This is a genomic window from Methylobacterium sp. J-030 (assembly GCF_022829545.1).
Lineage (GTDB): Bacteria > Pseudomonadota > Alphaproteobacteria > Rhizobiales > Beijerinckiaceae > Methylobacterium.
Map to the genome: position 1 here is coordinate 99,737 of NZ_JAKSYM010000403.1, position 16,048 is coordinate 115,784.

Sequence of the window (16,048 nt, forward strand, 5' to 3'; positions counted from 1 at the left end):
TTCCACCACTCAATCCATGAACTGGCCGACTCGACGATCCGCCAAGTCGGATTTGGAAGCGTCGAAGTCCCCCCGCGGTTTTCCCGCCCCCGCAGAGGGGGGAGGGAGGGCGCGTCGGCTTCGGATCAGTCTTTGCCCGAGGCCGCACGCGAGTAATCGAGCCCCGTGAACCCGCCGCCCTGGTAGCGCTCCACCACCGGGTTGCCGCTGGTCTTGCCCTCCAGCGCCGCGGCGTAGGGATCGGCGCTGTCGTGAGGCACCCAGCCGATCGTCGCGCGCCCGTCACGGCCCCACCACGTCATGCGGCTGTTCTTGGAGGCGCCCCAGATCACGACCGTCCCGTCGGGGCCGAGGGTCGGCGCCAGGGTCGCCCGCATCACGAGGCGGGTGAGATCGCCGTAGGACAACCACGTGGCCAGCATCCGCGCGTCGGTGGGCTCCGGGAAGCACGAGCCGATCCGCAGGAAGGCGCTCTCGACGCCGTGCTTGTCGCGGTACAGGCCGCCCATCAGCTCTCCATAGGCCTTGGACAAGCCGTAATAGCCATCGGGCTTCAGGGCGCAGGAATCGTCCAGCACCTCACTGCGCTCGTGGAAGCCGATGGTGTGGTTCGAGGACGCGAACACCATCCGAGCGCCTTCCCGGCGGGCCGCCTCGTAGGCATGGTAGAGGCCGCGGATATTGGGGCCGATCACTGTCTCGAACGGGTGCTCCACCGAGATCCCGCCGAAGTGCAGGATCGTGCCGCAGCCCTCCGCCAGACGCAGGATCGCGGGACCGTCCTCGAGGTCGGCGGGTTGGAAGCGCGCGTTGTCCGGCAGGGGATCGGGGAAGGGAACGCGGTCGGTGAGCCGGAGCGTCCAGCCGGCCTCAGCGAGCGCGCGGGTCAGCACGCGTCCAAGGGCGCCCGAGGCGCCGGTCAGCAGGACGGGTCGTTGCGGGACGGTCTCGGCGCTCATGGATGCTGCTCCGGGATCAGGCGGCCTTGGCCGCATCGAGGGGGGCGGCCGATTCGGGCAGGCGGGGCCGCCGCACGAAGATCGCCATGGCGACGACGCCGGCCGCAGCGATCAGGGCGGCGATCACGAAGGCGCTCGCGTAGCCGCCGAGATACTGCACGGCGAGGCCGGTGGCGGTCGGCCCGATGATCCCCGAGATGTTGCTCAGGAGGTGGATGAAGCCGCTCACCCCGCCGACGCGCGCCTCGGGCACCAGCTCGTGGATCGTCGCCCAGCACGACTGCACGGAACTCGTCAGCATCAGCACGGCCAGCGCGATCAGCGAGACCGCAACGGTGGCGTTCGGCGCGGCGTTGACGGCGATCAGCGCGACGCCCGCGATGGCGAGCGGCACGATCGTGGTGAGCTTCCGGGCGGCGAGCTTGTCGCCCATGCGCTTGTAGAGGTGGTCGGCGACGATGCCGCCGCCGACATAGCCGACGAAGCCGCAGGCCCAGGGGATCGAGGCCACGAGCGCCATCTGCTGCACCGGCATGTGCAGGGCGTCGGTGAGGTAGCTCGGGAGCCACGAGAGGAAGATGTACAGCGTGTAGTTCACAGCGAACATGCCGAGTCCCAGCGACAGGGTGCTGGGCAGGAACAGGTATTCCTTGAGCGAGCGGGCGTGATCGGACGGCGCGAGGTGCGTGACGGCCCGGCTGCGCTGGATCAGGGCGATCTCGTCCGGGCCGACCCGGGGATTGTCCTGGGGCCGGTCGGTCATCAGGAGGCGCCACACCACCACCCAGAGCAGGCCGACTGCGCCGATCGCCACGAACGCCACCCGCCAGCCGTACTGGATCGCCAGCAGGCCGACCACGGGGGCCGCGACGGCGCTGCCCACCGTCTGGCCCGAGAAGGTGAAGCCGATGGTCCGGGCGGTCTCCTCGCGGGGGAACCACGTGGTGAGGGTGCGGTTCGTGGTCGAGTTCATCGGCCCCTCGGCGAAGCCGAACAGGGCGCGGACCACAAACATCTGGGCGAAGCCGGTGACCGCGCCGGTGAGCATGCACAGGACCGACCACGCGGCGGCGGCCCAGCTGTAGACGCTGCGTGGACCGTAGCGGTCGGCGAGCTGGCCGCCCACGAAGGCGAACAGGGCGTAGCCGAAGAAGAACGTCGAGAAGATCACCCCGAGTTCGGCGGGCGACAGGTTGAGATCCTGCTTGACGAAGGGCGCCGCCACGCCGAGCGCGGCGCGGTCCATGTAGTTGATGATTCCGGCTACGAACAGCAGGAACGCGATCAGGAACCTGTAGCGCTTGGCGAACATGGGGTTTCCTCCGGGGATTTCATCTTTTTATTGTCGTTTGTTGATCTGCATCATTCCCATCCTCTCCCTCATCCTGAGGTGCCGCGGAGCGGCCTCGAAGGAGGGCTCCGGGGATCCGCGTGGCTGGCTGGAGGGCTCCTTCGGGGCCTCCGCTGCGCTCCGGCACCTCAGGATGAGGTGAGGGTGGGTTCGGCGTGGGTCGCTGGTCTCGATCCGTCGAAACCCGTGACCGCGAAAGGGACTTCAACCTCTTACAGAAACGCGATCGTGCAGGGGCTGAGGCTCGGGCGGCTGCCCGTCTTGGTCAGGTCTCCGCTGTCGGGATCGATGGCGAATTCCACGAGGCTGTCGCCCTGCTCGTTGGCGACGAGGAGGTGCCGCCCATCCGGCGCCAGCACCATGAAGCGCGGGTCGCGCCCGCCCGCGGGCATCCAGCCGGCGGGATCGAGCCGTCCGGCCTCGTCCACGCGGAAGCGCGCGATCCCATCTTGGCCCCGGTTCGACGCGTAGACGAACCGTCCGTCCGGCGTGACCACGATGGCCGCGGCCGTGCTGGCGCCGAAGAAGTCCGGCGGCAGGGTCGGGGCGAGGTGGAGCGGCGTCAGCGTCCCGGCCTGCGCGTCCCAGCGGCAGGTCGCGACGCTCGAGTCCAGCTCGTTGACCAGGAAGGCGAGGGGCGCCCGCGGGTGGAACGCGATGTGGCGCGGCCCGGCGCCAGGCCGCATCGCGGTCTCCGAAACGATCTCCAGGCGTTCGCCATCGACCGCCAAGACGAAGACGCGATCGAGACCCTTGTCGGGCACGAGGACGTGCCGCCCATCCGGCGACAGGACGACGTGATGCGGGTGTGCGCAGGCCTGCTCGGTCCGGTGCGGACCCGGATTGCCCGGCAGCGGCAGGACGTGGCTTGCCGGCTCGAGGCCCCCGTCGGGGCGGACCGGCAGCAGCGCGACCGAGCCGCTGGCATAATTGGCCACGATCAGGAAGCGCCCGGTCGGGTCAAGGGCCTGATGCACGCTGTTGGTGCCGCCCGTGGTGGCGCTGCCGAGGGGCCGCAGGGTGCCGTCGGGGGCTGCCGCGTAGGCGCTCGCCTCCTCGCCATCGCCCTGCACCGTGTAGAGCGCCGCGCGTCCCGGATCCGCCACCAGGAAGGACGGGTTGGTGAGGCCCTCGGCCCGGCCGAGATGCGTCCAGCCCTCCAGGCCGCCTCCGGTCCGGTACACGTCGATGCCCCGGCCGCGCGCCCGGCGCCGCTCGGTGGTGAAGCAGCCGACGAAGACGAGGCCGACGGGGGCGGGGTCAGGCATGCGGCGCTCCGGCTCAGGTCCGCCGAGGCACGCGGCGCAGGAAATCGGGGTTCAGCTCGGACAGGCGGTTGATCCCGGCCAAGGCCATGTCGCGGTTGAGCTCCTCCTTGAGGATCCGCATGGCGTGCTCGACGCCCGCCGCCCCGCCGAGCGCCGCGCCGAACATGAACGGCCGGCCGAGCAGGACGAAGTCGGCGCCGAGCGCCAGGGCCTTCATCACGTCGGTGCCCCGGCGGATCCCGCTGTCGACGATGATCTTCAGCCCGCCCTTCCGCGCGGCGATCTCCGGCAGCACGTCGAGGGGCGCGACGGCGTAATCGAGCTGGCGCCCGCCATGGGTGGAGAGGATCACGCCATCGGCGCCGCATTCCCGGGCGATCTCGACATCCTCGGGGGCGAGCAGCCCCTTCACGAGGAGGTTGCCGGTCCAGCGCTTGCGGATCGCCTCCAGATTCTTCCACGAGAGCTGGTCGCGGGCGATGGTGTTGCGCACCGCCCCCTGGGACATCATCGGCGGGCCGCGCTCGGCCTCGGTGTTCTCGAAATGCGGCGCGCCGTGCTTGAGGAAGGTGCGGGCGACGGTGCCGATGAGCCAGCGCGGGTGCGTCGCGCTCTGCCACGCGACCTTGGGCGTGACCTTGATCGGCATGGAGAAGCCGCTGCGGATGTTGTGCTCCCGGTTGCCCAGCGTCGGCGTGTCGGCGGTGACCACGAAGGTCCGGTAGCCGGTGGCGGCGACGCGATCGAGCAGGCGGTCGATCCGGTTCTGGTCACCCGGCAGGTAGCCCTGGAACCACGCCTGCGGGTTCTGGGCGAAGACGTCCTCCAGCTTGATCAGGGAAGACGCGCTCAGACACATCGGCAGGTTCATGCGCCGCGCCGCCTCGGCCAGCACGAGGTCGCCCCGGTAGGCAATGAAGGCGGCGCCGCCGAGCGGGCCGATCCCGAAGGGGGCCGCGTAGGTGTGGCCGAACAGCGTGGTGGCGGTGTCCCGCGCCGAGGTGTCCCGCATCAGCCGCGGCACGAGGGCGTAGTCGGCGTAGGCGCCGCGGCTCTGCGCCAGGGCGGACCCGGTCTCGACGCCGCCGGAGACGTACTGGAAGATCATCGGCGGTAGAAGTTTCCGGGCGTGCCGCTCGAAATCGTCGAGCGCCAGCAGGTCGCGGAACCGGTAGGGCGTGACCGCATCGCTGCGCTTGAGACTGGTGACGAGCGCCTGCGGCGCGGCGATGCCTGCCGCCGTGGCGTCGGCCCCGCCGACCGTCGGCGCCTCACGCTCGGGCGCTGCCGATCCGGAGGCCGGGTGGTCGAGCGTCGCCATCGGTTCCTCCCTGCGATCCGTCACGCGGGACGGTTTTTGAAAGCGCTTTCAGATAGCCAGCCGGCCGGAGGAGTGTCAATATACTGCCGGGCGAACTCGGGTAGCGGGATAGGGAAACGGTGCTGGACCTGCCGGACGACATCCTCGAATTGCCGGGGCGCAGCCCGGTGGCACGGGACGTGGCCCGCCGCGCCGGCGTCTCCACCGCGACGGTCTCCCGGGTGCTGAACGGCTCCGCCGGGGTCCGGGCCGACAAGCGCGATGCGGTGATGCGCGCCGCGCAGGATCTCGGCTTCGTCGCCAACGGCGCCGCCCGGGCGCTCTCGACGCGCCGGTTCATGGCGGTGGGCGCGGTCGTCCCCAACATCGAGAACGAGGCCTTCGTGCGCGTCCTGTCGAGCGTCCAGGACCGGCTGCGGCAGGCGGGCTACACGCTGATCGCCGCCAATGCCGGCTACGACCTGGAGGACGAACTGCGCGAGGCGACGTTTTTGCTGGAGCGGGGCGTCGACGGGCTGATGCTGGTCGGCGACATCCATCACCCGGATCTCCATGCCCGGATCGCCCGATCCGGTATCCCGATGGTGCAGACCTTCAGCCTGTCGCAGGAGCATCCCTGCGTCGGGTTCGACAACGCCGCCTCGGCGGCCCGGGCCGCCAACTACCTGATGGATCTCGGCCATCGCCGGATCGGCGTGATCTCCGGGCTGCGCAAGGACAACGACCGCGGCGGCGCCCGGGTGACCGGCATCGCCCAGGCGCTCGCCGCCCGCGGGCTGCGGCTCGCCCCCGAGCATGACATCGAGATCTCCTATGGGATCGGCGGCGGGCGGGACGGGTTCCGCCAGATGCTGGCCGGGGGCGTGCCGCCCACCGCCGTCATCTGCGGCACCGACCAGATCGCCTTCGGGGCGATGATCGAGGCGCGCGCCCGTGGGCTGTCGGTGCCGGGCGATTTGTCGGTGATCGGCCACAACGATTCCGATTTTTCGCCGTTCCTCGATCCGCCGCTGACGACGATCCGCATCCACTCGGCCGAGATCGGCCACGCCGCCGGGGACCATCTGATCGCCCGGATCCAGGGGCGCCCGGCGGTGCGCCTGACCGAGATCGACGCCGAGCTGATCCTGCGCGCCAGCACGGCGCCACCGCGACGTGATGCCGGATGACCTGCGCTATTGTGCCACCATTCTGAAATCGCTTACAAAGCGATCTCCCCTCCGAACCCGATCCGGACACCAGCATGGCCCCCCGCATCGTCCTCCTGCACGCGACGCCGGTCGCCATGGCGCCGATCCAGGCAGCCTTCGCCGAGCGCTGGCCCGAGGCCGAGACGGTGAACCTTCTCGACGACGGCCTCTCCCTCGACCGTGCGAAGGAGCCCGGCGCGATCTCGGAGAGCATGATCGAGCGCTTCGTGCGGTTCGGCCGCTACGGCCACGACATGGGCGCGGACGGCATCCTGATCACCTGCTCGGCCTTCGGGCCGGCCATCGACCGGCTGATCGAGACGGTGCCGGTCCCGGTGCTCAAGCCCAACGAGGCGATGTTCCGCGCCGCGATCGCGCAAGGGCAGCGCATCGGCATGCTGGCGACCTTCGGCCCGTCCGTGGGCACGATGACCGACGAGTTCGAGGAGTTCGTCGGTCAGGCCGGGCGACCTGCGACTCTGCGGACGATCCTGGTGGACGACGCGATGGCGCGCCTGCGGGCGGGCGATGCCGAGACCCACAACCGGCTGATCGCCGAGCGGGCGCCGGACCTCGCGGATTGCGACGCGATCATGCTGGCGCATTTCTCTACCTCCCGGGCCGCCGACGCGGTGCGGAAGGCGGTGTCCGTCCCGGTCCTGACCGCCCCCCACGCGGCGGTCGACCGGATGCGCACGATGATCGAGACCGGCCGGAGCGCCTGACCCATGAAGCTCGGTGCCTTCCAAGACCGCCTCAGCGGCCATTGCGGCTTCCTGTTTACGGAATTGCCGCTCTCCGAGCGCTTCGCGGCCGCCGCCAAGGCCGGATTCCGAGCGGTCGAACATCCGAACCTATTCGCAAACCCGGCCCGGGATGTAGCCGGCTGGCTTGAACGGGCGGGCGTACCGCTGGTGCAGACCGGCTTCCCGGCGGGCGACGCCTCCAGGGGCGAGAAGGGCTTTGCGGCTCTGCCCGACAAGGTGGCGTATTACCGATCCACCATCGAGCCGACTTTGGATTACGTCGCGCAGCTCGGCTGCCGCATGGTCCACCCGATGGCGGGCGTCCGGCCGGCCGGGATCGAGCCGGCGCGCCTCTGGGACACCTATCTCGACAACCTCGCCTTCGCGGCCGATGCCGCGAAGGCGCGGGGCATGACGGTGATCGTCGAGCCGATCGGCCCGGGCTCGATCGCCGACTACGTGATCGACGATCCGCTGGTGGCGGTGGATGCGATCCGGGCGATCGGTCGCGACAACGTCAAGCTGTTGTTCGACGCCTATCACTGCGTCTGCCTGGGCCACGATCCGGCGGCGCTGATCCGTGAGCACGCGCCGCTGATCGCCCACGTCCAGATCGCCGACGACCCCGGACGGCACGAGCCGGGGACCGGCACCATCGCGTTCGATCCGATCTTCGTGGCGCTGGAAGACGTCGGTTATGCCGGCTTCGTCGGCTGCGAGTATCACCCGGCGGCCGGTACCGAGGCGGGGCTTGGATGGATGCGAGCGGCGACATAGCGGCCGGTCGGGATCGGGCATCCAACCCTCCACCCAGGATGAGGGGGGGGGTGAAATCACCCCCGGACGACAGGCACCGTCTGAAGCTCAGCCCAGCAGCCGCGCCCGCCGCTCCAGCACCGCCGGCCAGACTTCCGGGTTGACCAGTCGCGGTGGGGTCTGGCCCTTCAGCAGGCCGATGATCTGCGCGGCGCCCCAGGCGGCCACGTTGCGGCGGGCCTCGTGGGTGACGCCGGCTGTATGGTAGGTCGCCACCACGGTGTCGCGCTGGAGCAGGCTCGATTCCAGGGGCGGCGGCTCCGGCGCCCAGACGTCGAGACCCGCCCCCGCGAGATGTCCCGAGGCCAGCGCCGCGGCGAGCGCTGCCTCGTCATGGATGCCACCCCGGGCCGTGGTGATGAACAAAGCCCCCGGCTTCATCGCCGCGAAGGCATCGGCGTCGAAGCTGCCGCGGGTGGTGTCGTCCAGCGGGCAGTGCAGGGACACGATGTCGGATTCAGCGAGCAGCTGTGCCCGATCCACCGGCTCCGCGCCGCGGGCCCGGATCGCCTCGGCCGAGAGGAGCGGGTCGTAGGCCAGGACCCGCATGTCGAAGCCGCGGGCGAGCTTGGCCACAGCGCGACCCGTATGCCCGATCCCGACGAGCCCCAAGGTCGAGCCGCCGATCTCGTGGCCCATCAGCGATTCCCGCGAGAAGCCCCGCCGGGTCCGCAGCAGCCGGTCCGACACGCAGATCTTGCGCGAGACGGCCAGCATCAGCCCGATCGCCAGCTCCGCGACCGATTGCGCGTTGCCGCCCACCTGATTGACCACCGCGACCCCGGCCCGGGTGCAGGCGGCGGCGTCGACCGTGTCGAAGCCGGCCCCGGCCGACGAGACGACCAGCAGGTTCGGGCAGTCCGCCAGCAGGGCGTCGGTGACGTGCCAGCGGCGCGGCAGCTCGTCTCGCGACGGCGAGACGTGGAACACGTGCGCTTCCCGCAGCAGGTCTTGGAGCGCACGTTCGGGACCCTGCAAGTCGCCGACCTGCAGATCGATGTCGGGCTCGGCCCTCAGGCGCTCGTCGAAGACCGGATTGATCCAGACGTTGAACCGGCAGACGCGCTTGAGGGCCGCCATCGGGTCAGCCCTTCACCACCGCGTCGATCGCGTCGATGACGTGATCGATGTTGTGGCTGTTGACCGCCGCCACGCAGATCCGGCCGGTCTCCAACGCGTAGACCTCGTGCTCCTCGCGCAGGCGGGTGGCCTCCGCGGGGCCGAGGCCCGTGTAGGAGAACATGCCCTTCTGCGCCTTGATGGCATCGAAGCCGCGCTCGGGGTGGCGCTGCTGCAGGCTGTCGGCCATCCGCTCGCGCATGGCGCGGATTCGGTCGCGCATCTCGGCGAGTTCCCGCTCCCAGTCGGCCCGCAGCTCCGGATCGGTCAGCACGATCTCGACGATGGCGGCGCCGTGGGTGTGCGGGTTCGAGTAGCTTGCCCGGACGAGGCGCTTGGCGAAGGCTTCGACCTTCGCTTTCGCGGCCGGATTCTCGGCCACGACGGTGAGCGCGCCGACGCGCTCCCCGTAGAGCGAGAACGACTTCGAGAACGACGACGCGACCAGGAATTCCTGACCCGACTCGGCGAACAGGCGCACCGGCTCGGCATCGGCGTCGAGGCCGTTGCCGAACCCCTGGTAGGCGATGTCGAGGAACGGGATCAGGCCGCGCTCGGCCATCAGGGGCACGAGGTCGCGCCACTCGTCGAGGCTGAGATCGGCCCCGGTCGGGTTGTGGCAGCAGGCGTGCAGCACCACGATCGAGCCCTTCGGCAGATCCTGGAGACTGGCCTTCATGGCCGGGTAGTCGGCGCCGCCGGTCTCGGCCGAGAAGTAGGGATAGTCGACCACCGCGAAGCCGGCCTGGGTGAACAGGGCCTTGTGGTTCTCCCAGCTCGGGTTACTCACCGCCACCTTGGCGGTCGGGTAGAGCTTCGCCAGCACGTCCGCGCCGGTCTTCAGGGCGCCGGTGCCGCCGATGCTCTGGAGCGTCGCGACCCGGTTCTGCGACAAGATCGGCGCGCCCTTGCCGAACAGCAGTTCCTGCACCGCGTCGCGGAACGGCTTGGTGCCCTCGATCGGCCGATAGGTTTTTGGCAGGCCCTTCGCGATCCAGCGCGTCTCGGCGGTCTGCACGGCCCGCAGGCGCGGCACCTTGCCGTCCGCATCCGTGTACACGCCGACAACGAGGTTGAGCTTCTTCGGGCTCGGATCTGCGTTGAAGGCCTCGAACAGGCGCATGATCGGGTCGAGCGGCGCGTCCTGGATGCCGGCGAACAGCGAGGTCATGATCGTCAATCGTCCCAGAGGGTCTCGGTCGGCGGCGCGGGGCGCATGCCGGTACGCCCGGCAAGGGGCCGGGCCGCCGCCCTTATTCCGCACATCGCGCCCGCCCGCCAGCACTTCCGCGCGCGACCGCGATCCCAACCCGCCCACGCAGCGCATGACGAACGGTCTATCGAAAACGACCGGCCGGTCCCCGACGCGGCTCTTTCGGAAGCCGAGCCACGGGCCGTAGAGTGCTCTGATGAACAGACGCCTCGCCTTGATCCTCGCGGGTCTTCTCGCCGCGACGCAAGCTGCCGCGCAGGCGCCGGTGCGGATCGGCCTTTCGGCCCCGTTGACCGGACCGGACGCCGCCTTCGGCCAGGGGCTCCGGCAAGGGGCCGAGCAGGCGGTGGCCGATCTCAACCGCGCGGCCGGGGGGCGTCCGAGGCTGGCGCTGGTGCCCGCCGACGATGCCGGGGATGCCAAGCAGGCGGTTGCGGTCGCGCGGAAGCTGACCGCGGACGGGGTGCGTCTCATGGTGGGACCGCTCGATTCCGGCGCGGTCGCGGCCGCGTCGCCCGTCTACGAGGATGCCGGCGCCGTGGTGGTGACGCCGGGCGCGACCTACACGCCGCTCACCGGCCGCGGCCTCTGGAACCTGTTCCGGCTGGTGCCCAGCGACGCGCAGCAGGGCCGGGCGGCCGGTGCCTATCTCGCCAAGACCTTCGCCGGGCGCCGCGTCGGCATCCTCAACGACCGCTCGACCTTCGGCCGCGGCCTCGCCGACGCGGTGGCGGCGCAGCTCAAGGAGACGGGTGCGCCGGAGGTGCTGTTCGACAGCTTCCCCCGCGGCACGCGCGACCTCTCGGATCTCGTCGCCCGGCTGAAGGCGGCGCGGGTCGAGGCGGTCTATTTCGGCGGTCTCGCCCCGGAGGCCGCTACCCTGCTCCACGCGATGCGGCAGGCCGGGCTCGGCGCCACGCTGGTGGCCGGCGACGGGATCCTCGATCCGGGCTTCGCGACGGCGGCCGGCCCGGCGGGGGAGGGTACCGTCATGACGCTCACGCCCGATTCGCCGCGCCTGCCCGATCCCCGGGGCGGCAAGCCTGTCGCGCGCAGTCCCGAGGCGGAGAGCGTGGCGGCGGGCGCCTACGCGGCGGTGGAACTGCTCTACCAAGCGGCCGAGCGTGCCCGCGCGGCCGACCCGAAAACCGGCCGGATCGCCGATGGCCGCAAGGTGGCCGAGGCGCTGCGGAGCGGGCCGCCGATCCGTACTGTGCTTGGGCTAATCGGCTTCGATGCGAGGGGAGATCGCACCGGTGGGCCCATCGTTCTGCGGGTGTGGCGCCGGACGCCGGATGGCCGCCTCGATTATGCCGGGCACGACGCCGCCGAGCCGTGAAAGCGGGTCAATCGGGTCGATGACGGAACTCTGAGTCGTCGCCGCGACTTGCCGCCGCTTCCTGCGGCGACTAAATGCAAGCCTGCTGCTGAGCTGGCGCGGTCGGTCCACGGGATCGCATCCGCGCTTTGCGGCGTTTCCCGAGCCCGTTGACAACCCAAGACGTATTGCCGGAACGCCTGCTGCCGGACGGTCCGACTGGAGAAGGTGCATGGCAAAAGAAGAATTGATGCAGTTCGATGGTCTCGTGATCGAGATCCTGCCGGATGCGCGCTACCGCGTGCAGCTCGACCAGGGCCACGAGATCGTGGCCTACACGGCCGGCAAGATGAAGAAGAACCGCATCAAGACCCTGGCGGGCGACCGGGTGACGGTGGAGATGTCGCCCTACGACCTCGAGAAGGGCCGCCTCGTGTTCCGCCACAAGGACGAGCGCTCCTCCGGCCCGCGGCCGCAGGTGCGCGGCGGCCAGTTCCGCCGCCGTTGACGGTGGAGCGGACGGTCAGCCCAGCCTCGGCCGCACCCGCTTACGGCCTGCTCACACTCACCGCGCTGCTCTGGGCCGGCAACGCGGTCACCAGCCGCTGGGCGCCGGGGCACATCTCGCCCCAGGTCATCACGACGTTGCGCTGGGCGGTGGCCTGCGCGGTGCTCATGCCCTTCGCCGGGCGTCGGCTCGCCGCGGAATGGCCGCTCCTGCGTTCGCACTGGCTGCGCATCCTGCTGATGGGCGGCCTGGGCTACACGGCCTTCAACTGCCTGTTCTACGCCGCCGGCGCCTATACCGGAGCGATCAACCTCGCGCTGTTCCAGGGGGCGATCCCGGTGCTGGTGATCGTCCTGAACCGCTTGGCCTACCGGATCCCGGTCACGGCCGGACAGATGATCGGCGTGGTGCTGACGCTGATCGGCGCGGGTCTCGCGGCGACCCACGGCGACCTGGCGGTGCTCACCCACCTCGCCTTCAACCGCGGCGATGTCCTGGTGTTCGGCGCCTGCCTGCTCTACGCGGGCTACACGATCTTCCTGCCGACCCGGCCGAGGGTCTCGGGGCTGGCCTTCTTCGCCGCCATGGCGGTCGCAGCGCTCGCGACCTCGCTGCCGCCCCTGGCCGTCGAATGGGCGAGCGGCCACGCCGTCTGGCCCGGTCCGGAGGGCTGGGGCATGGTGGCCTTCGTCGGCCTCGGGCCGTCGCTGCTGGCGCAGCTCTTCTTCATGCGCGGGGTCGAGCTGATCGGCCCGAACCGGGCCGGCCTGTTCGTCAACCTCGTGCCGATCTTCGGCGCGATCCTCGCCGTCCTGCTGGTCGGCGAGCCGTTCGGGGCGACGGAGGGCATCGCCCTGGCGCTGGTGCTCGGCGGCATCGCCTGCGCCGAGCGGCTGAAGCCGGTGCGGGCCGTCGAGCCCGCGCCGGAGGCCGCTTATTCGCAGACGCGGACGCGACGGATATAGACGTCGCCGTAGGGATCGACCGTCCGGCGGCGCTCGAAGTGGCAGACCGGGCCGTAATCCTCCTCGACGTAGACCGGCGGCGGGGCGCGGTAGACCGGGCGACCCGGGTAATAGCCGTTGTTGGCCGACGCGATGGCGCCGCCGACCGCGAGGCCGCCGAGCACGCCGAGCGCCGCCGCGCCGCCGGCCCCGATGCCGTCGCGGGCCTGAGCGGCCGGCGTCAGCGTGGCGAGGCTCCCGACGACAAGGCTCGTCGCGAGTAGGTACTTCATGACATCCCCCTGAATGCAGGCGATTCGTGCCGCTCATCGGCACAATCCCGGTACCACACCTCAGCTTTGGGGCGTTTGTTCGGCCGCACATCACACGAGCCGGCGGCTTGACGTGGGGTGTTCCGCCGCACCAAACCCGCTCGTTCGGGCGCGCGTGCGGAGGCCGGTATGGTGACACGGGGTTTCGTCGGGCGCAGGCAGCCGCCCGAGACCGGCGCGCGTCTGCCGCCGGGCCAGTATCTCACCGACGATTTTCCGATCCTGTAGATCGGCCCGAACCCGGTGGTCGATCGCGCCACGTGGCGGTTCACCCTCCGCGAGGGATCCCGCCCGATCAAGACGTGGAGCTGGGCGGAGTTCGAGGCGCTGCCCCGGACCACGTGGCACGGGGACATCCACTGCGTCACCAAGTGGTCGAAGTTCGACACCGCCTGGGAGGGCGTCAGCTTCGACGACCTGCTGGCCGATGCCGGGATCGCGGCGCCGACGCCTTTCCTGCTGGCGGAATCCTACGACGACTACACCACCAACGTGCCGGTGGCCGATCTCGTCGGCGGCCGCGCCCTGGTGGCGACGCGCTATGCTGGCCAGCCGATCCACCCGGACCACGGCGGCCCAGCACGGCTGTTCGTGCCGCACCTCTACTTCTGGAAGAGCGCCAAGTGGGTGAAGGGCCTGCGCTTCACCAAGACCGACACCGCCGGGTTCTGGGAGCTGCGCGGCTATCACATGTACGGGGATCCCTGGCGTGAGCAGCGCTACACCGGTGACTGAGCCGATCGTCTTCCGCTGGCATCACGCCGAGATCGTCGCCATCGCCCCCGTCACGGCCCACGTGACGAGCGTCCGGCTGCGCTGCCCGCTGGCGGAGCGCTACCGGGCCGGACAGCATGTCGATGTCCGGCTCACAGCCGGGGACGGCTATCAGGCCCAGCGCAGCTACTCCGTCGCCTCGGCCCAGGACGGCAGCGGCACCCTGGAACTGATGATCGAGGCTCTACCGGACGGCGAGGTCTCGGGCTGGTTCACCGGCGTCGCGGAGGTCGGCGATCAGGTGGACCTGCGCGGGCCGATCGGCGGCTCGTTCTCCTGGGACGGGCCGGATGGGGGACCGCTGCTCCTCGGCGGCGGCGGTTCCGGCGTGGTGCCGCTGCTGGCGATGCTGCGGCGGCGGGCACTGGGCTGGCGGGCAATACCCGCGGCCCTGATCTACTCCGTCCGCACCCGGCTGGAGGCGATCGCGCTCCCCGAGCTGGAGCGGATGGCGGCCGAGGATTCGGGCTTCTCGCTCCACCTTGCGACGACGCGGGACCCGGGCGGCACACGCATCAATGCCGGTCTCGTCGCCGAGGCGCTGCGCCGGACCGGGCCGCCCGGCAAGGTGTTTCTCTGCGGCTCGAACCGCTTCGTGGCGGCGGCCTCCGACCTGATCGTGGCGGCCGGCGTGGCGCCGGGGGTCATCCGCACCGAGCGGTTCGGGGCTTAAGCCACGGTCCCGACCCTTTCCCGGGCGCATGCAGCGCCAGCGGAATGCGACCCGGGAGCCAGCACAAAGACGTCGCGAAGCGTCCGGCTGAAACAACCTGTGCCGCTGGCGCGGCGCTCCTCGTGCCGGATCCCGGATCAGGTTCCGCTGTCGCTCCACCTGTCCGGGAAAGGGCGCGTTAGGCCCTGGGGCGCCGATCCCATTGGGTGCGCGTAGCCAAACACCCTGAGAGCGCTGGTTGAACTGCCCTTCGCGCCGCGAACGGGCCGTTCGGGTCGTCGGCTCCACGCTGGGCGCGGATCACGGGCTGAAGATCAGCACGAGGTAGACGAAGAACAGCACGAGATGCACCGCCCCCTCCAGCACCGTGGTGCGGGTGCCGGAAAACGTCTGGGCGCTGAGGATCAGCGTCACGGCGAGCAGGGCCATCTCGGTGGGCTTGAGGCCGAGCACCACGGTCTGGCCGGTCAGCAGCCCGATGGCCAGGACCGCCGGCACGGTGAGGCCGACCGTCGAGGTCGCCGCGCCCAGGCACAGGTTGATCGCCCGCTGCAATTCGTTGCGCGCCACCGCCTTCAGGGCCGAGATCCCTTCCGGGGTGAACACGATGGCGGCGATCAGCACGCCGCCGAGCGCCGAGGGGGCGCCGAGGGCCGCGATGCCGTGATCAAGGATCACCGCGAGGCTCTTGGCCAGGATCACGATCGGCACGACGTTGGCGAGCAGCAGGCCGAGATGCTTGGCGATGCCGCCAGCCGAAGCGGAGGCGGCGCCGGCCGGATGCTCCGCCTCCGGGGCCTCCGCGTCGATGAAGAACTCGCTGTGCCGGCCGGTCTGGATCAGCAGGAAGACGCCGTAGAGCGCGAGCGTGAACACCGAGAAGGCCACGGCCTGGAGCGTCGTCAGCGTGCCGTCGCTGGTGGAACTCGTAAAATCCGGGATGACCAGCGCGATGGTGGTCAGCGGGATGATCACCGACAGGAAGGCCGAGGCCCCCTGCAGGTTGTAGCGCTGCTGGTGATGGCGCAGGCCGCCGACCAGCAGCCCAAGGCCGACGACGCCGTTCAGGACGATCATCAGCACGGCGAACATCGTGTCGCGGCCGAGCGTCGGGGCGTCCTTGGCCGAGAGCATCACGGCCGAGATCAGCGCCACCTCGATGATCACGATGGACAGCGTCAGCACCAGGGTCCCGAGCGGCTCGCCCAGCCGGTGCGCGATCGCCTCCGCCTCGTGCACGACCCCGAAGGCCGCCCAGACGATCACCGCCAGCAGCCACGCGAACAACGCGCCGGCGAAGAGCGGCTGCGACAGGTCGGCGAGCCAGCCCTTGCCGAACCACGCGAAGGCCAGAACCGTCGCCCAGGCAACCGCCACCCGAAGGAATGCTATCATCGTCGCGGTCTTCTCCGGTCGCGCCGCGTCGAGACCGCACCGTGCTGAACTCGACCGTTTCTTAGGCCGGATGTTCGTGGATGCCAGGGCCGCCGTCCTGGGGATGTGTGTGCAACCGCCC

Annotated in this window: 15 protein-coding genes and 1 pseudogene; 8 read left to right on the forward strand and 8 right to left on the reverse strand. The window is 70.4% G+C overall.

Annotated elements, in window-relative coordinates; translation table 11 throughout:
* Nucleotides 1–125: 125 nt before the first annotated feature.
* From MKK75_RS34415 to MKK75_RS34430, 4 genes are all read right to left on the reverse strand, one after another.
* Nucleotides 126–959: an NAD-dependent epimerase/dehydratase family protein gene (locus MKK75_RS34415; protein ID WP_244046961.1), complete on the reverse strand. Its 834-nt coding sequence runs from the start codon at nt 957–959 to the stop codon at nt 126–128.
* A 16-nt stretch (nt 960–975) separates the two neighbouring features.
* The gene (locus tag MKK75_RS34420) at nt 976–2,271 is read right to left on the reverse strand and encodes an MFS transporter (RefSeq protein ID WP_244046962.1); all 1,296 of its coding nucleotides are present in this window, start codon (nt 2,269–2,271) and stop codon (nt 976–978) included.
* Between the two features lie 251 nt (nt 2,272–2,522).
* Nucleotides 2,523–3,578, reverse strand: a complete 1,056-nt coding sequence (locus tag MKK75_RS34425) for a lactonase family protein (RefSeq protein ID WP_244046963.1) — start codon at nt 3,576–3,578, stop codon at nt 2,523–2,525.
* Between the two features lie 13 nt (nt 3,579–3,591).
* Nucleotides 3,592–4,899: an alpha-hydroxy acid oxidase gene (locus MKK75_RS34430; protein ID WP_244046964.1), complete on the reverse strand. Its 1,308-nt coding sequence runs from the start codon at nt 4,897–4,899 to the stop codon at nt 3,592–3,594.
* Between the two features lie 119 nt (nt 4,900–5,018).
* On the opposite strand from MKK75_RS34430, the gene MKK75_RS34435 reads away from it, so the two are divergent.
* From MKK75_RS34435 to MKK75_RS34445, 3 genes are all read left to right on the forward strand, one after another.
* Nucleotides 5,019–6,068 carry a LacI family DNA-binding transcriptional regulator gene (locus MKK75_RS34435; RefSeq protein WP_244046965.1) on the forward strand — a complete coding sequence of 350 codons (1,050 nt, stop codon included), beginning with the start codon at nt 5,019–5,021 and terminating at the stop codon, nt 6,066–6,068.
* Between the two features lie 74 nt (nt 6,069–6,142).
* Nucleotides 6,143–6,814: an aspartate/glutamate racemase family protein gene (locus tag MKK75_RS34440; protein ID WP_244046966.1), complete on the forward strand. Its 672-nt coding sequence runs from the start codon at nt 6,143–6,145 to the stop codon at nt 6,812–6,814.
* A gap of 3 nt (nt 6,815–6,817) precedes the next feature.
* A complete protein-coding gene (locus MKK75_RS34445) occupies nt 6,818–7,612 on the forward strand; it encodes a hydroxypyruvate isomerase family protein (RefSeq protein ID WP_244046967.1) in 795 nt (264 codons plus the stop codon).
* Nucleotides 7,613–7,699: 87 nt separating this feature from the next.
* Here MKK75_RS34445 and MKK75_RS34450 read toward each other — a convergent pair whose 3' ends face one another.
* Entirely contained in the window at nt 7,700–8,731 is a 1,032-nt protein-coding gene (locus MKK75_RS34450) for a hydroxyacid dehydrogenase (protein WP_244046968.1), read from the reverse strand.
* Between the two features lie 4 nt (nt 8,732–8,735).
* Nucleotides 8,736–9,941 (reverse strand): amino acid aminotransferase, encoded by a 1,206-nt coding sequence (locus tag MKK75_RS34455; protein WP_244046969.1) that lies wholly within the window; start codon nt 9,939–9,941, stop codon nt 8,736–8,738.
* Nucleotides 9,942–10,179: 238 nt separating this feature from the next.
* Here MKK75_RS34455 and MKK75_RS34460 point away from each other — a divergent pair, with 238 nt between their 5' ends.
* From MKK75_RS34460 to MKK75_RS34470, 3 genes are all read left to right on the forward strand, one after another.
* Complete coding sequence (locus tag MKK75_RS34460) at nt 10,180–11,322, forward strand: branched-chain amino acid ABC transporter substrate-binding protein (protein ID WP_244046970.1); 1,143 nt, start codon at nt 10,180–10,182, stop codon at nt 11,320–11,322.
* A 211-nt stretch (nt 11,323–11,533) separates the two neighbouring features.
* The gene (infA, locus tag MKK75_RS34465; protein ID WP_091781030.1) at nt 11,534–11,809 is read left to right on the forward strand and encodes a translation initiation factor IF-1; all 276 of its coding nucleotides are present in this window, start codon (nt 11,534–11,536) and stop codon (nt 11,807–11,809) included.
* A gap of 2 nt (nt 11,810–11,811) precedes the next feature.
* Nucleotides 11,812–12,774, forward strand: a complete 963-nt coding sequence (locus tag MKK75_RS34470; protein WP_409567649.1) for a DMT family transporter — start codon at nt 11,812–11,814, stop codon at nt 12,772–12,774.
* On the opposite strand, the gene MKK75_RS34475 is transcribed toward MKK75_RS34470, so the two are convergent.
* Nucleotides 12,744–13,046 (reverse strand): hypothetical protein, encoded by a 303-nt coding sequence (locus tag MKK75_RS34475; RefSeq protein WP_244046972.1) that lies wholly within the window; start codon nt 13,044–13,046, stop codon nt 12,744–12,746. The two genes, MKK75_RS34470 and MKK75_RS34475, sit on opposite strands and share 31 nt — an antisense overlap.
* A 168-nt stretch (nt 13,047–13,214) precedes the next feature.
* Here MKK75_RS34475 and MKK75_RS34480 point away from each other — a divergent pair.
* Nucleotides 13,215–13,820: pseudogene (locus MKK75_RS34480) on the forward strand (sulfite oxidase-like oxidoreductase).
* Nucleotides 13,795–14,532 (forward strand): FAD-binding oxidoreductase, encoded by a 738-nt coding sequence (locus MKK75_RS34485; RefSeq protein WP_244046973.1) that lies wholly within the window; start codon nt 13,795–13,797, stop codon nt 14,530–14,532. Before MKK75_RS34480 ends, MKK75_RS34485 begins: the two are co-directional and overlap by 26 nt.
* 300 nt (nt 14,533–14,832) lie before the next feature.
* Here the strand turns inward: MKK75_RS34485 and MKK75_RS34490 are convergent, their stop codons facing one another.
* On the reverse strand, nt 14,833–15,927 hold the full coding sequence (locus MKK75_RS34490; protein ID WP_244046974.1) for a calcium:proton antiporter: 1,095 nt from the start codon (nt 15,925–15,927) through the stop codon (nt 14,833–14,835).
* Between the last annotated feature and the right edge of the window lie 121 nt (nt 15,928–16,048).

Coding starts and splice junctions, on each gene's coding strand:
- MKK75_RS34450 (WP_244046968.1), bottom strand. CDS start 8,731: ATGGCGGCCCTCAAGCGCGTCTGCCGGTTCAACGTCTGGATCAATCCG.
- MKK75_RS34420 (WP_244046962.1), bottom strand. CDS start 2,271: ATGTTCGCCAAGCGCTACAGGTTCCTGATCGCGTTCCTGCTGTTCGTA.
- MKK75_RS34425 (WP_244046963.1), bottom strand. CDS start 3,578: ATGCCTGACCCCGCCCCCGTCGGCCTCGTCTTCGTCGGCTGCTTCACC.
- MKK75_RS34460 (WP_244046970.1), top strand. CDS start 10,180: ATGAACAGACGCCTCGCCTTGATCCTCGCGGGTCTTCTCGCCGCGACG.
- MKK75_RS34415 (WP_244046961.1), bottom strand. CDS start 959: ATGAGCGCCGAGACCGTCCCGCAACGACCCGTCCTGCTGACCGGCGCC.
- MKK75_RS34475 (WP_244046972.1), bottom strand. CDS start 13,046: ATGAAGTACCTACTCGCGACGAGCCTTGTCGTCGGGAGCCTCGCCACG.
- MKK75_RS34445 (WP_244046967.1), top strand. CDS start 6,818: ATGAAGCTCGGTGCCTTCCAAGACCGCCTCAGCGGCCATTGCGGCTTC.
- infA (WP_091781030.1), top strand. CDS start 11,534: ATGGCAAAAGAAGAATTGATGCAGTTCGATGGTCTCGTGATCGAGATC.
- MKK75_RS34455 (WP_244046969.1), bottom strand. CDS start 9,941: ATGACCTCGCTGTTCGCCGGCATCCAGGACGCGCCGCTCGACCCGATC.
- MKK75_RS34430 (WP_244046964.1), bottom strand. CDS start 4,899: ATGGCGACGCTCGACCACCCGGCCTCCGGATCGGCAGCGCCCGAGCGT.
- MKK75_RS34440 (WP_244046966.1), top strand. CDS start 6,143: ATGGCCCCCCGCATCGTCCTCCTGCACGCGACGCCGGTCGCCATGGCG.
- MKK75_RS34490 (WP_244046974.1), bottom strand. CDS start 15,927: ATGATAGCATTCCTTCGGGTGGCGGTTGCCTGGGCGACGGTTCTGGCC.